The organism is Vreelandella nigrificans, from assembly GCF_002374315.1.
GTDB lineage: Bacteria > Pseudomonadota > Gammaproteobacteria > Pseudomonadales > Halomonadaceae > Vreelandella > Vreelandella nigrificans.
The window spans coordinates 100,086-113,238 of sequence record NZ_NWUX01000008.1; the positions used below are offsets into that span (position 1 = coordinate 100,086).

A 13,153-nucleotide genomic window follows, 5' to 3' on the forward strand; every position below is an offset into this window, starting at 1 on the left:
GGTCTACTCCTCCCTAGCAGCAAGAGCCGCCTGGGCAACGGCAGTTGGGCCACTAGCCACGACGCCTTGCGGACTAACTTGCATACCGGGGAAGAACACTTTTTGCACCCCGTTGACGATGATTCGGTCACCAGGGCTGAGCCCCTCGGTGATCACCATCTGCTCTCCCATCTGACGACCGGTAGCTACCTGACGACGGTCTGCTCGGTTGTCACCATCAATGACATAGACGTAGCGGCGATCCTGATCGGTCAGGATCGCCTTGCGATCCACCAGCAACGCCTGCTCCAAACGGGCTACCGGCATCTCTACCCGGGCAAACTCTCCCGGCCGGATAGTGCCATCGGTATTGTTCAGCACCGCCCGAAACTGCAGGGTGCCGGTATTGGGGTTCAAACGGTTATCGATAAAATCCAGGGTGCCTGTGAACTGCCGTGCGGCGTCGCCGCCCAGTTCGATCTTCAGGCTGTTCTCACCACCAGCCAGCAGTGCGTAGCTGGCAAAGGCGGCCTGTTCGTCCGCTTCGAAGTAGACGTGGATCGGATCAATGGTGACAAGGGTGGTCAGCAGGCTTTGGTCAGCGTTAGCCAGATTGCCTCGGGTCACCATGGCCCGACCAGCGCGGCCACTCACCGGTGCAGTGATGCGAGTATAGGCAAGGTCAAGCTCTGCAGTCACTAACGCTGCTTCGGCGGCGTTAACCATGGCGCGGGCATTGTTTAGAGCCGCCAGACGCTGGTCATGCATCTCCTGAGAAATGGCCTGACGTCCCAGCAGCACCCGGGCACGCTCGGCTTCACTAGCGGCCTGGGCACTCTGGCTCCTGGCTTGGGCAAGCTCAGCCTGGGCCGCGCTGACCCGCGCCTGATAGGGCCGGGGGTCGATCTGGAACAGCAGATCGCCCTCCTCCACCAGTTCGCCCTCCTTGAACGCCACTTCCTGGATATAGCCGCTAACCCTAGGCCTTAGCTCAACTGTTTCTGCAGCTTCCACCCGCCCGGTGAAAGATTCACTCAACACTACTGGCTGAGCAGTGATATCTACCACCTCTACTTCTGGCGGCGGTGGCGCATCCGCTGCCTCCTCGCTCTTGGCTTCACACCCCGACAGCAAGGCCATTAACAACAGAAACGGGAGGATCCCCCGACCGCTTGTTGAGCGAGCTCTTTGATTCAAACTTCCCATGATCACTTGCTCCAATGGCTATCGGGAGCCGATAGCAGCGTTGGTTATATAAGTTGGTTATATAATTGCGTACCGCATCCACGGTTAGCTTTTAACTAGTCGGTTGGGTAGCGCCAGATTCGACGCCCACTCTGCAACCTCAAGTTAAGTTGAGGTCAATAGGTAGACACCAGATTTTTTATCAAGGAGGCTAACAAGGGGGCTGTTGCCTCTTATCAGACGATTTTTACAATAGGCGCTTCAAGGGCAATGGAGGTATCGGGTTCCTGCGGGAAGATTGCCTATTTCTGTCGCGGTATCAGAAGACTTTCTGAAGCAAGCTGACCAGTGATATTAATCTGTTTAAGAAATTGCGCGTGATGACACTCTAGTGACTCCCGGCTCGGGTTGCCGGTTTCTACGCAGTGCTTGCCTGATCCTGCAAAATCAACTGAAAAACCCTCCGAGGATCACAGCGAAGGCCTATACTGCGAACTTGTTAGGGAGGAGAGCCATTGACCGATATCTTGCCCATGCAAGCTACCCATTCTCAAGATACTCTGCAGCAGCTGAGCTGTATCGTACGGCGCTGGGCACCCCTGGAGGAGCTTCAGGATACGGCGATTGCTGAGGTTCAACTGATACACGTTGATTCCGCCACCAACTACTGTTCAGCGGTATATGAACCGTGCCTCTGCTTTGTCATTCAAGGCAGCAAGACCGTGCAACTGGGTGACAAAGAGATCGTCTACAGTGGGCCAAGTTACATGGCAAGCGCCATTCACCTGCCGGTACTAGGCAGAATTAACCATGCAACCCCTGAGCAACCCTACCTGGCGGTAAAGGTCTCGGTGGACCCTCAAGAGGTGGCCGGGCTGATACTGGAGTTGGGAGATAAGGCACCGCCTGCAGGCCATGACGCTATCTGTTCCGAGATGGACTGTGGTCTTAGCTCAGCGCCCATGGATGCACGTATGCAGGAAGCGCTTTACCGGCTGCTAAGACTGCTCGACTCGCCAGAGGACATTCAGGTGCTTTCACCGCTAGCCCGGCGAGAACTGATCTATCGGGCGTTGATGGGAGGGTTGGGGTCCCAGATGCGCAGATTTGCCACCACAGACTCCCAAGCTAACCGGATTGCCCGGGTCATCTATACCCTCAAAGAGAACTTTACTCAGCCTCTGCGTATCCGCGAGCTGGCGGCCGCTGCCAATATGAGCGAGTCAACGCTGTACCACAGCTTCCGCGAGGTTACTCGCATGTCGCCACTTCAGTTTCAGAAAAAACTGCGCCTGCACGAGGCCCGGCGGCTAATGCTGGCAGAAGGGCTAGAAGCAGCCACCGCCAGCTACCGAGTGGGTTACGAAAGCCCCTCCCACTTCAGCCGCGAATATAGCCGCATGTTTGGAGCCTCACCTCGCGCTGACGTTAGCCAGCTGCGTGGAGCGCAGGCTACGCCGCTACCCGCCTAAAGAAGTTATTTACTCTCAAGTACATTTACTCTCAAGTACATTTACTCTCAAATACATTTACTCGCTAATACAGCGATAGTTGGCCAGCTAGACTTAATATCCAGGAGAGCGGTTTAACAAATACTCAGCCACTGCTTGATAGGCTGGAAGTGACGTTGGGTCGTTAGCCGCATTGCCAGCCACCGGATGCGATGCAAAGCGCACAATCACCATCTCGGCAGTGGGGTCGATATAAATGGTTTGGCCGTGCACACCGCGGGCAGCAAAAGCACCGTGTTCATTATGCAACGACCACCACATACCGCGATAACTGCCGCCCGGCAAATAGCGGTATCCCGCTGCTGCAAACGCTTGCTTGTCACCACCTTGGCGAATACGCTCTACCGCAGCAGCGGGGAACAGCCGCTCACCGTTAATCACCCCCTCATTGAGCACCAACTGCCCTACCCTAGCCATATCGCGCAGACCTGCGCTTAACCCCCCGCCAGCAAACGGTGTGCCGATAGAGTCCACCGTGAAGTAGGCATCTTGCTCCGCCCCCATGTGCCGCCAAAGTCGTGAAGAGAGCAGAGATGCCACCGACTCTCCAGTAGTACGCGCAATCACCCACCCTAGCGCATCCGTGTTGATGGTTTTATAGCCAAACATCTGCCCATGCTCGCCTTGCGGCTGTACGGTGGCCAAATACTCATAGTAAGTGCGCGGCCCCGTGTAATCTTCTGGCTTGGGTAGTGGGCTTGCTGCTGCGTTATACGCCCAGATTTCAGCATTGGGATCACTATAATCTTCGCTGTAGGCAAGGCCCGTGGTCATCTCAAGCAACTGCTTTACCGTGGCATTGCCAAAGGCACTATCAGCCAGTTCCGGTAGTATATCGCCCACCAACGCCTGCTCATCAAGCACACCTTCCGCTACCAGAACTTCACCTAGTAAGCCAGTCATCGACTTGGTAACTGACATGGCACCATGCTGCCCTGCTTCATCCAAACAGCCAGAGTAAACCTCATACACCACTTGGCCCTGATGCAGAATCAGTAGGCCATCGGTGTAGTTTTCATTGAGCGACGCCTGCCACGACATAGGCTCGTCACCGTCAATCGGGGTGAAGGCAATATCGTTAATCGCATCATCTAACGCATAAGCTAACGGCATGGGTTCTCCCAATCCACGACTGACCTGCTTAGTGGGCAGTAATTCGCGGAAATGGCACACCGTCCAGCGCATTTTGGGAAAGCTAAAGTAGTTGGAGTCTGGCTGACCGATCACCTGCTCTGGAGCAGGTGGAAAGCCCTGCATCCACCCCAAACGGTTTGGATCTGACTCCTCAGCACTTAACACGCCAGTACCCGGCTCGGCGGCGACAACAGGAACCGTCCAGCCAAGTAATAAAGAGCCAAGCAGTAAAGCGGGTAACGCAAGCGTTAATGTTTGAGCGAAACGGCAGCATAGTCGAGACACACCCTACTCCTTGGTTAGCTGTTCAAGTTCAAGATGAGCAGGCAGCTTTTTCAGTATAGATAGAAATAGGTGGCGGTAGTACTCAACTCATAGTTTTGCCCATGTCGGGAGAATGAAAACTTTCTCGATAACTCTGACTCAAGGCTTTCACTGATAATAGGCGCTCTGCAACGTCGCAAGATCAAACTTCTTCATTTTGAGGAATGCCTGCGTCACTCTATTCACCCGTTCGCCATCCGGGTCCAGTAGCATCTGATGTAACACTTCAGGGCAAACCTGCCAGGACAGGCCGTATTTATCCTTCAGCCAGCCACACTGCTCAGCCTCTGGAACCGCGGAGAGTTTCTGCCAATAGCTGTCAATCTCACTTTGAGTCGTGCAGTTCACCAAAAAAGAAATAGCTTCGTTAAAGCCAAAATCATGCGTATGGGCGCTGTCCATCGCCGCAAACCACTGACCTTCAAGCGTAAAATCGGTGTACATCAGCGCTCCTTCCTGATCCGGCTCCATACCTTCAGGGTAGCGTGCCACCTCCCCCCGCTTTGTATCTCCAAAAGCAGATAGATAGAAACTGGAAGCCTCTTCCGCTTTGCCGTACACATCACCCACAAAGAGCAGTGCAGGGACAATAAAGGGACGTGCTTCAGCTTCTGGATTGGCCAGGCTAAGCTGCCACGACAACCCGAACCGGTCCTGAATCCAGCCATAGCGCTTACTAAAAGGATAAGCATCCAGCGGCATCAATACCTTACCGCCCTCAGCAAGCTTTGCCCAAGCTGCATCAAGTTTAGCCCGCGCGTATTGATCCCGTGCCGGATCAAAATTCACGATGAAGGACACAGAGGGATTAAACTTAAAAAGCGGGCCTGCATTAATCGCCATAAACGAATACCCCGACAGTACGAAGGAGACCAGATCGCAGTCACCGCCGGGCGTGTTATGCAGCGTTGTGGTACTCGTAATGACAGAGTCAGGGAAAACCATACAATAGAAATTCGCCGCCTCCACTGCCTCTTTGTTGAACCAGAGATGAGGGACAATTTTTTGTTGGGCGGTAGCCATCAAATATCTCCTGTAGGGCTAGTAAGAAAACAGAGAAGTGCTGCTCACCTTATTTAAGCAGTAACGAGCGCTTCTAGCACAAAACCGGAGACCTTAAATGACATTAAAACAAGCGACGAAAACCCTATCATACTGTTGAGAATACCAAAGTTGCATCGGCCAAGATTAAGGTAGTAGCCTCAATGGTACAGGCTAAAGTGCACATTAATCGCTACTGACCTCCCCGTCTCCCGCTCCATTAAGAACTGATGCTTCACTCCCAAGGTTCGCAGAGAGCGCCACTATACTAATAAAGTTTAATTCAGCACGTCCTTCAAAGAAGGTGTTACCAATTTCAGCGCGCAGCCCCTCGTAGCTGTTATTTTCACCAATTGCACGCTGATAAGTTTCAAACTCTGGCCTCCTTGTATACATAGCCAATGCATAGCAAACGTACTGGCTATGAAGGCCTGAGCGCTCAACGCTACACCTGATTTGCTGAGGTGTGTAATGCTCGAACCTACCGTAATCTTTAACCAGCACTTGAGGCAGTACCTTTATGTAGGACTTTACCGCCTTTTTCCTTTTGAAATTATCTAGTAGCGCCATACTTACCCCTCTGATATCTAAAAGATTAAACCACGAATAACAACCTATCGATTGAATTCAAATCAATCTGCCACCCATCACAACAAATTTCTATTAACATCTGATCTCCCTACCATCTATCTTACCAATGTTGAACGCCGATAGGGTGTACTTAATTAACCATACTTATGTCGAATGATTTATAGTTGCAATCTTTGCAAGCTAATATAACTGCCGTGGGCCAATTAGTTACGGCCTTATACTGCCTCTCAACCGTAGAAGAGCTGTCATGGATGATAACCGACTAAACACTCTGGACCGGACCACCAGCCTTGGCCTGATCATCCTCGCGGTCATACAAGGCTATGCTCTTTATGCGCTTCATCTAGCCATCGACCATGAGCTTTGGTTGGCTGCCGATCAGCGCTGGCTGAAGGCTCTCTACACAATTACAGTCGTCTTGCCAGCCTTTTATCTGATCAGCATCGTCAGGCTAGGTGAACGGATTAACTTTCTGCCGCTGCTACTGATCCCCTTACTATTTTGGTTGGGCTGGCATCTTGGCTGGGTCGAACAGCAGCCCGAGCCGCAACAGTCAGGACGACATCAATTTACCTTTGTCTTTTGCGTGGCCCTAGGGGCCGCCCTGTTCATTCTTGCGCTGTTCTTTCGTAGCAGGGCCGCCAACGGGAAATGGTCAATAACCTATCAACCCCTATTGGTTTATTCATGGGAATACGCCCTAACTCTTGCACAGCTGGGCCTATTTATTGGCGCTTTTTGGAGCTTGCTATCACTATGGGCAGCACTCTTTGCTGCCATTGGCCTGGGCTTTTTCAAAACGCTATTTCAGGAGCCAGCCTTTGTCTACCCGGTCACCTGGCTAGTGATCGGCATGGGACTGGTGATGATCCGCAATCGTTTCCGATTTATCGCTAACGTACGGCTAATGTGCGAAGCACTTATCAAAGCACTACTGCCGCTGGTTGCCCTGATCATACTGCTTTTCTTTGCAGCGCTGCCCTGGACCGGCCTGCAACCTATATGGGATACAGGCAAGGCCGCGCAAATGCTTATGGCGCTGATGTTGACCCTGTTACTGTTCTTCAATGCCGTTTTCCATCAACCCCATGACCAGCTGCCCTACCCAACCTGGCTACGCAGTACCATTATGCTGGCCATAGTACTGTTGCCGGTGGGTAGCCTTCTGGCCGCCTGGGCGCTCTGGCTGCGAATCGACCAATATGGGCTTAGTCTGGATAGGCTCTGGGCTGCCGTACTGCAAGCGCTAACCGCTGCCTTTACCTTCAGCTATAGTCTGATTTTGCTCTGGCGACGGCAAACCGCACTACCCAGCATACAGCGCGCCAATATAGGGCTGGCCCTGCTGGTAGCCGCTACCCTGATCCTGATCAATACACCGCTGGCTGACATGCGTAACTGGGCCGCTCAGCACCAAATTAAGCGGTTGATGGACGGACGCACCACGGTGGATACTTTCGACTACAGCTACCTACGTTTTCAACTTGGCCAGCCCGGCAGCTTGGCGTTGCAAGCACTGGCTGACAGCGAGTTTGCCCAATCACAGCCAGAGCTGATACGGCGTATTGAACTTTCGCTAAAGCAAACCCAGCGTTGGAGCCAGGACCCGCTGGTGGATACCCACAACCTGAATGATGTCGCCCAGCAATTTAACGTAAGCCCAGAAGGCGCAACACTCCCCGAGCCACTACTCAAGCTGCTGGTTGAACAGGGCTCAGTCTGCCTCAGCCAGGTTGAGCCCTGCCGAGCTCTGCAGGTAAGCAATGAACCAGGGTTTCAATGGCTTATCTATGCGCCCTACAGCACGCACGGGCAGGCTTATACCATGCCTAATGAGCAAAATGCCGACTGGCTGCAGACCGGCACGCTGAAGAGGCTGGGTGCCATGCAGACCCAATATGATGAGGAGTGCCAAGCGACTCGCCCCACCATAGACCTACAACGTATGCAGGGGCTTGAGAATACTTACCAGAGTGGCAACTGCCTATACAACCTGCTGCCCACGCTTGAAAGCGTCAGACAGCACCTTCGCAGCCTAAGTCACTAATCGGTTCGTACTAATCGCACATGGTAACCGCCATTCTCATGGCCATGATTCACATGGCCACTCAGGAAAGAGGCGTACCATATATCATGACTAAATTGAGCGTGGGGCGAAGACGATAAAAAGTACATCGGGGGAGTTTCAGGGAAAGCTTGTATATTCACAGTGGGTTGCTGGTAACTATCTACATCTCCACACATGATAAAATTTTGCGATATTCCATATTGGCCGGTATTAGAGCAGTACACCAGGGTACGTAACTCTTCGATGGTCGGTAAACGCCAGCCATCGTCGCCAAGCTCAGTCGTCTCACTCAATTTAAATAGAGGTGGCTCCCCATCGCAAGTAGTACCTGTCCAAGCCTGCCCTACGCTGCAGTTAACCTATTTTTGCTGATCACCCTACAACTCCCTTGCAATAGGTTTAAGCCAATGGCGCATAAAGTTTGGCTAAAATTAACATCCCCATAGTCCCGATGACTAACACGTTATGCACTTTACCAACCCGCTAGGTATGCTTTACGTTAACCAAGACAGTTATCTATCTCAACGATTTTATTTGCTACTAATAACGCACCCAAGACGCTAACACTTAGTAGGAAGCCCAGGTTCTTATTGGTAACTGTTGGAAGGAGTCATCTGCCACTAATTTGACGCAAAATCGGTTCTAATGGACCTCGCCCGAAAAGTTTGGCCCAGACACCCACAAAAACCATAGCAGTAAAGGCGATTATCAAAGAAACCGGAAGTAAAGCTGCATGGCCAAGAGAGTGAAACAACCCCAAACCATATGCACCGAACACAAATCCAGCCAGCACGCCTTGAGCCACATAGGAAGACAGAGAGTTTTGCCCAGCTAACACCAGTAAAAGCGGCATTTTAATCATTCTTGAAAGACGAATAAAAATGTACAAATAGATCAATGAAAGCGCGGGCGCACCTATAGCGATTAACACAACCCCCACCAAAGACAGTATTTCGTAAGTTTCCGGCACAATACCGCCGACCACCGCAGCATAAAGGATATTTAAGGGCAGTGCGATGATGATGAGAAGCGGCAAACGCTGCTGAAGCAGATTAAATCCGGCGCTATTTTCAGAGAAAAAGTCTGTTTTGGCAGCGGCTAAGCCCACAGCAAAAGCACCCAAAGCTAATGGGCCTTGCAGGAGAACTAAAAATCCAAAAGTGATAGGCCAATCAGTAAATCTTGCCTGTGTTGCTTCGAGAAAAACACCTCCAAGCTGTGCGCCTCCGAGAGCGGCAAGTGAAATGGATTGATCAGCCATAATAGCGTCAATTAGCAACGCAAGTACCGTGAGGGAAATCATGCTCAATGGCAGCATCCAAGCCGCAAAGGTCATTAGTCGCCGAGGCGAAAAGTCTTTTATCAACCAAAGAAGAGTGCCCAGAAGCGCATACAATAATAGAATGTCGCCACTAAACACTAATATTGCATGGGCGACACCTAAAATGGCTAATCCAATCATTCTTCGAAAATAACGCCTTGCAAATAACTGCCCTTTCGACTCTGCTGACTTGTATTGAATGGCCATCCCCCACCCAAAGATAAATGAGAATAGGAGAAAAAACTTCAACTGGAGAAAACTCTCCACGAGAAATCCCGCAGATTTATCATAAAAACCGTCAGGAGGGATAAACACAGATTCTACTGGCAATGCCATAAACGGAACATTCACCACACATATACCAATAAGTGCAGCCATCCTAATGATGTCAACTTCATTACTTCGCCGCACAGTGCTCATGATGTGATTTCTTCTTACGCATAACGCTGGACATAACCGGTGCCCGCGAAGCGGGCGCCCGAGTTGATGGACTTGTTTGGCTCGCGTGCGCTCACAGCACACCCAGTGCCTTTAGGCTCGCCATACCCAATTCAATACGTTTCCCAGCGTCAGATGCTTGTTGAATATCCAAATTCATTGCAAAGGTGAACAATCCATCCTCTTTCTCGACCCAGCCAACCCACCAACCGACGCCAGGCTCGGGGGCATTCTCCCAGCCTGTCTTGCCGTAGAGCGTCCAGCCCTCCCCCTGCTCCAGCAACACGATTTCACGAACGGCGGATTGAACCTCGGTGGAGATGGGGAGCTGGCTCTGAGCCAAGCGCGACAGGAATCTGGCTTGCTCAATCGCGCTGATCTCAAGGGGTCCTTCGAGCCAGAACGTATCGACGCTCGTGCCAGTATCGTTGTTGCCGAAATCCAGACGGACAAGATTTTCGCGCATTGGCCCGAGGCCGATGCGTCTGGCTAGCTCTTGATAGACCGGGACATTAGATATGGTTATAGCCTCCCTCAGCCCCATGTCCTGTTCCCATGCCTTGATGATCTGTGGTTGGCCGCCGAATGGCAGCACTTCGTCCACACTTTCAACCGCTCCGACGGAAAGCCCGATGAGGCTGTTGGGAATCTTGAAGGTCGACGCAGGCACAAAGCGTGTTTCGGCTCTCGAGTGGTTATAACCCGAGAGCTTTCCAGTGCTTGCATCAAGCAGGACAAAAGTGCCCGTGGCTTCAGCGTCTCGAAACAAGACTTCAATTTCTGTGCTTTCCCGCCAGTTGGAAGAACAGGCAGAAAGTGCAATGAACAAGATTAGTCCGGAGAGTAGTAGCTTCATGGTTATTGTGCCTAACGCCAATATTAAGCGGCGCCCTTGGAGTGCAACTGAAAGGGCGTCCGGTGGACGGCCGCTAGGCCGGGAACGAACTTGAACGACTAGTTACAAAGCAAGTGCACCCTTTTACCCCCGTACCTCTGGCATGAACTGGTGTTCGATGACCTCATAGTGCTGTACTGACAGGTCTGGTTCTAGCTCGTATACCTCGTCCTCCGGGTACAAACGTGCCTGCGAAATATCGTGGCCGGCAAACGCATTGATCGAATCCAGCTTGTCCCAATAGGTGATGAGCGAGAGTTCAATTTTACCCGACAACGAACGACGGAAAATCTGAGCACCGAGAAACCCAGGTGTTGCGGACGAATCCTTGATGCCGGTTTCGTACAGATAGGCCGTGAATCCCTCACTGTGGACTTCAGGCACCCGGCACTTCCATTCCCTAGCGATCATGACTGCTTACTCCCCCTTGCTTTGTAACGCCCTCCATAAACGGCGTGAGGAACGAGCGTCCGGCGGCCGAAGGGAGCGAACTGATGTGACTTGTTAGGCTTCACGGTCCTTGACCATAATTTCTGTCTGAACCCCATTCCAATCCTCTAGTTCTAAACTACGCCACCCTAGTTTTCGATAGAGCCCTTGCTGATCAGGAGTGTGCAGATATAAGCTCTCAACTCCCCATTCCCACGCCTTCCTTTCTGCCACTTCGCAAAGTTTAGCTGCGATTCCACGACCTCTGTAATCTGGCATGACAAAGATACCTGCAAGCCAAGGGGTTAAATCTTCGCGCCCTTCCAGATCACAAACTCTCAAGGCACTCGTACCCAACAGAACGCCATTTTCATGCGCTACCCATGCGAGTGGTAGCTGATCACGATTCTGATGGGAAATTAGCTTCTCGCGTCGTCTCTCATAGTTTTCTCCAGGGATAATACTTCTCCAGTGCTCGGCCATTTTGCGTGCAAGCAATGAGATAAATTCTGGAGCATCTTCAAGATAATCAATTCTCATACTTGAGTCCTTACCTCACGCCTAACGCCGCCCACACGCGCCGCGTCTAGCGGTCGCAGTGCTGGGCCTTGTTAACCGTTGATATAGCCATAATTGACATTACTAGATGGGCCAATATCAACTCTTGAAAATCCTGACGCCTCCAGTGCTTTAAACATATGTGTAGACCTTGGCATACAGCGAGCTATGATATTCTGACCTTGCACTTCCTCGATTATTATTTTTAATGCTTCTTTGGCATAACCCTTACGACGCTGAGGCTTAGGTACTGAAAACATAAGAATTTCAGCAGTGTAATTTGCAAATTGCGAGCCGCACACGACTGAAAAACACACAGGTTGATTGTTCTCTTTAAATATAAAAATCAACCCTTTGGTCGGATAACCTGGAATATTTTGGTTTTTTTGAATACTTGAAAGGTATTCTTGGTTAAAGTCCGAACTTAGGTGTTCCTTTGCATAGTGACCATCTCTGGCGCCATCCGCCAACAATTGTGAGAAAACTTTTATCTCTTGATCTGTAGGAAAGTCAGTAATTTCCATGATTATTCCAAAGATGGTTAACAGTGATTATGCACCCCGCTACAAACCCCCAATAAACGCGACGGCACATTCATTGGGGTTTTGTAGCCGCTCAATTTGACTCTACCCCATTGATTCCCAAGAGAGCAAAGCCAATTTTGGCAGCATACCCAAAATTCGCGTGCTTGCGCGTGCCCCTTGCATCTCTTCTCTCCTCCTCCTAGACTGCTTGGCACTAACTGCTTGACGGGGTGCCGGTGAAATCCGGCTGAGATGGCGCAGGGCGTATCCTCTTGATACTGCCAAAGCGCTGGTCCCGCTGAACCTGATCCGGCTAATGCGCTGCTGCTCACATAACGAGCGGCGCGGGTACCGGCGTAGGGATCAAGCAATGGCCACGGCTAGCTCTCTCACGATCGCGCGCCCCCTTTAGTGCCATTTCCTCGATCTTCTTTACGCCTGCCCTCCGGATCGTTACCACCGGAGGCATCATGGGCTACCGCTTTACTGATCTCACTAACGCCTGCCATGACGATTGGCGAGCCTATATGGAGCACGGCTTTGTCCGCCAGTTGGGCAATGCCACGCTGCCTGAGGCGTCGTTTCGCCACTATTTAAAACAGGATTACCTGTTTCTCATCCACTTTGCCCGGGCCTACGCGCTAGCGGCCTATAAAAGCTCCACACTTGCCGATCTTCGCCAAGCCCATGAAGGCTTAAAGGCCATTGTGGATGTGGAGTTAGGACTGCACGTGGGCTTTTGCCAGGAGTGGGGCATCTCCGAGCAAGAGCTGGCAGAGCTTCCCGAAGCCAGGGCCACCCTGGCCTACACCCGCTATGTATTAGATACCGGCAACCGCGGCGATCTACTGGATCTGCATGTGGCGCTGGCCCCTTGCCTTGTGGGCTATGGCGAAATCGCCAACTGGCTGAATGCCCAATCCACCACGATACGTGGCGCGCAAAACCCTTTTGACGCTTGGATTGCCATGTATGAAAGCGAAGAGTTTCAGGCCGCTATGCAATCGGAGCTTGAATGGCTCAACGCTCGCTTAGCTGACGTTACCCCTGCTCGCTTTGCCGAACTGAGTAAGATCTTCCGTGATGCCACTCGCCTGGAAATCGACTTCTGGCAGATGGGCCTAGACCTTATAGACCACGACCTCACTAATTAAT

Annotated in this window: 13 protein-coding genes and 1 riboswitch; of the genes, 3 read left to right on the forward strand and 10 right to left on the reverse strand. The window is 51.7% G+C overall.

Translation table 11 applies throughout. The features are described from left to right. Positions 1-3: 3 nt before the first annotated feature. On the reverse strand, positions 4-1,185 hold the full coding sequence (locus CPA45_RS11200; RefSeq protein WP_096651625.1) for an efflux RND transporter periplasmic adaptor subunit: 1,182 nt from the start codon (positions 1,183-1,185) through the stop codon (positions 4-6). Between the two features lie 494 nt (positions 1,186-1,679). On the opposite strand from CPA45_RS11200, the gene CPA45_RS11205 reads away from it, so the two are divergent. Further along, positions 1,680-2,636, forward strand: coding sequence for an AraC family transcriptional regulator (locus tag CPA45_RS11205; protein WP_096651626.1), 957 nt, complete (start codon positions 1,680-1,682; stop codon positions 2,634-2,636). 93 nt (positions 2,637-2,729) lie between these two features. On the opposite strand, the gene CPA45_RS11210 is transcribed toward CPA45_RS11205, so the two are convergent. The 3 genes from CPA45_RS11210 to CPA45_RS11220 form a co-directional block, all read right to left on the reverse strand. Then, positions 2,730-4,094 carry a serine hydrolase domain-containing protein gene (locus tag CPA45_RS11210; protein ID WP_096651627.1) on the reverse strand — a complete coding sequence of 455 codons (1,365 nt, stop codon included), beginning with the start codon at positions 4,092-4,094 and terminating at the stop codon, positions 2,730-2,732. A gap of 147 nt (positions 4,095-4,241) precedes the next feature. Then, positions 4,242-5,156 (reverse strand): VOC family protein, encoded by a 915-nt coding sequence (locus CPA45_RS11215; RefSeq protein ID WP_096651628.1) that lies wholly within the window; start codon positions 5,154-5,156, stop codon positions 4,242-4,244. Positions 5,157-5,360: 204 nt separating this feature from the next. After that, positions 5,361-5,744: a DUF6559 family protein gene (locus CPA45_RS11220; protein WP_096651629.1), complete on the reverse strand. Its 384-nt coding sequence runs from the start codon at positions 5,742-5,744 to the stop codon at positions 5,361-5,363. Positions 5,745-6,012: 268 nt separating this feature from the next. Here CPA45_RS11220 and CPA45_RS11225 point away from each other — a divergent pair, with 268 nt between their 5' ends. After that, entirely contained in the window at positions 6,013-7,812 is a 1,800-nt protein-coding gene (locus CPA45_RS11225) for a DUF4153 domain-containing protein (protein ID WP_096651630.1), read from the forward strand. Here CPA45_RS11225 and CPA45_RS23285 read toward each other — a convergent pair. The 6 genes from CPA45_RS23285 to CPA45_RS11255 all read right to left on the reverse strand — a co-directional run bounded on the left by CPA45_RS23285 (position 7,809) and on the right by CPA45_RS11255 (position 11,998). Beyond that, positions 7,809-8,126, reverse strand: a complete 318-nt coding sequence (locus CPA45_RS23285) for an Lcl C-terminal domain-containing protein (RefSeq protein WP_096651631.1) — start codon at positions 8,124-8,126, stop codon at positions 7,809-7,811. The genes CPA45_RS11225 and CPA45_RS23285 overlap by 4 nt on opposite strands. Before the next feature lie 317 nt (positions 8,127-8,443). Then, the gene (locus tag CPA45_RS11235; RefSeq protein ID WP_096651632.1) at positions 8,444-9,574 is read right to left on the reverse strand and encodes a DUF418 domain-containing protein; all 1,131 of its coding nucleotides are present in this window, start codon (positions 9,572-9,574) and stop codon (positions 8,444-8,446) included. Positions 9,575-9,665: 91 nt separating this feature from the next. Further along, positions 9,666-10,448, reverse strand: coding sequence for a class D beta-lactamase (gene blaOXA / locus CPA45_RS11240; protein WP_096651633.1), 783 nt, complete (start codon positions 10,446-10,448; stop codon positions 9,666-9,668). A 123-nt stretch (positions 10,449-10,571) separates the two neighbouring features. Beyond that, positions 10,572-10,898: an antibiotic biosynthesis monooxygenase family protein gene (locus CPA45_RS11245; RefSeq protein WP_096651634.1), complete on the reverse strand. Its 327-nt coding sequence runs from the start codon at positions 10,896-10,898 to the stop codon at positions 10,572-10,574. Positions 10,899-10,991: 93 nt separating this feature from the next. Continuing rightward, entirely contained in the window at positions 10,992-11,456 is a 465-nt protein-coding gene (locus CPA45_RS11250; protein ID WP_096651635.1) for a GNAT family N-acetyltransferase, read from the reverse strand. A gap of 71 nt (positions 11,457-11,527) precedes the next feature. After that, positions 11,528-11,998 carry a GNAT family N-acetyltransferase gene (locus CPA45_RS11255; protein WP_096651636.1) on the reverse strand — a complete coding sequence of 157 codons (471 nt, stop codon included), beginning with the start codon at positions 11,996-11,998 and terminating at the stop codon, positions 11,528-11,530. Positions 11,999-12,214: 216 nt separating this feature from the next. Continuing rightward, a riboswitch (TPP riboswitch) is annotated at positions 12,215-12,378 on the forward strand. A 90-nt stretch (positions 12,379-12,468) separates the two neighbouring features. On the opposite strand from CPA45_RS11255, the gene tenA reads away from it, so the two are divergent. After that, positions 12,469-13,152, forward strand: a complete 684-nt coding sequence (tenA, locus tag CPA45_RS11260) for a thiaminase II (RefSeq protein ID WP_096651637.1) — start codon at positions 12,469-12,471, stop codon at positions 13,150-13,152. Position 13,153 lies beyond the last annotated feature (1 nt).

What these genes read in the sequence shown, in the direction of transcription:
- CPA45_RS11215 (WP_096651628.1), bottom strand. Translation starts at nt 5,156, where the DNA reads ATGGCTACCGCCCAACAAAAAATTGTCCCTCATCTCTGGTTCAACAAA.
- CPA45_RS11225 (WP_096651630.1), top strand. Translation starts at nt 6,013, where the DNA reads ATGGATGATAACCGACTAAACACTCTGGACCGGACCACCAGCCTTGGC.
- CPA45_RS11255 (WP_096651636.1), bottom strand. Translation starts at nt 11,998, where the DNA reads ATGGAAATTACTGACTTTCCTACAGATCAAGAGATAAAAGTTTTCTCA.
- CPA45_RS11200 (WP_096651625.1), bottom strand. Translation starts at nt 1,185, where the DNA reads ATGGGAAGTTTGAATCAAAGAGCTCGCTCAACAAGCGGTCGGGGGATC.
- blaOXA (WP_096651633.1), bottom strand. Translation starts at nt 10,448, where the DNA reads ATGAAGCTACTACTCTCCGGACTAATCTTGTTCATTGCACTTTCTGCC.
- CPA45_RS11250 (WP_096651635.1), bottom strand. Translation starts at nt 11,456, where the DNA reads ATGAGAATTGATTATCTTGAAGATGCTCCAGAATTTATCTCATTGCTT.
- tenA (WP_096651637.1), top strand. Translation starts at nt 12,469, where the DNA reads ATGGGCTACCGCTTTACTGATCTCACTAACGCCTGCCATGACGATTGG.
- CPA45_RS11245 (WP_096651634.1), bottom strand. Translation starts at nt 10,898, where the DNA reads ATGATCGCTAGGGAATGGAAGTGCCGGGTGCCTGAAGTCCACAGTGAG.
- CPA45_RS11220 (WP_096651629.1), bottom strand. Translation starts at nt 5,744, where the DNA reads ATGGCGCTACTAGATAATTTCAAAAGGAAAAAGGCGGTAAAGTCCTAC.
- CPA45_RS11235 (WP_096651632.1), bottom strand. Translation starts at nt 9,574, where the DNA reads ATGAGCACTGTGCGGCGAAGTAATGAAGTTGACATCATTAGGATGGCT.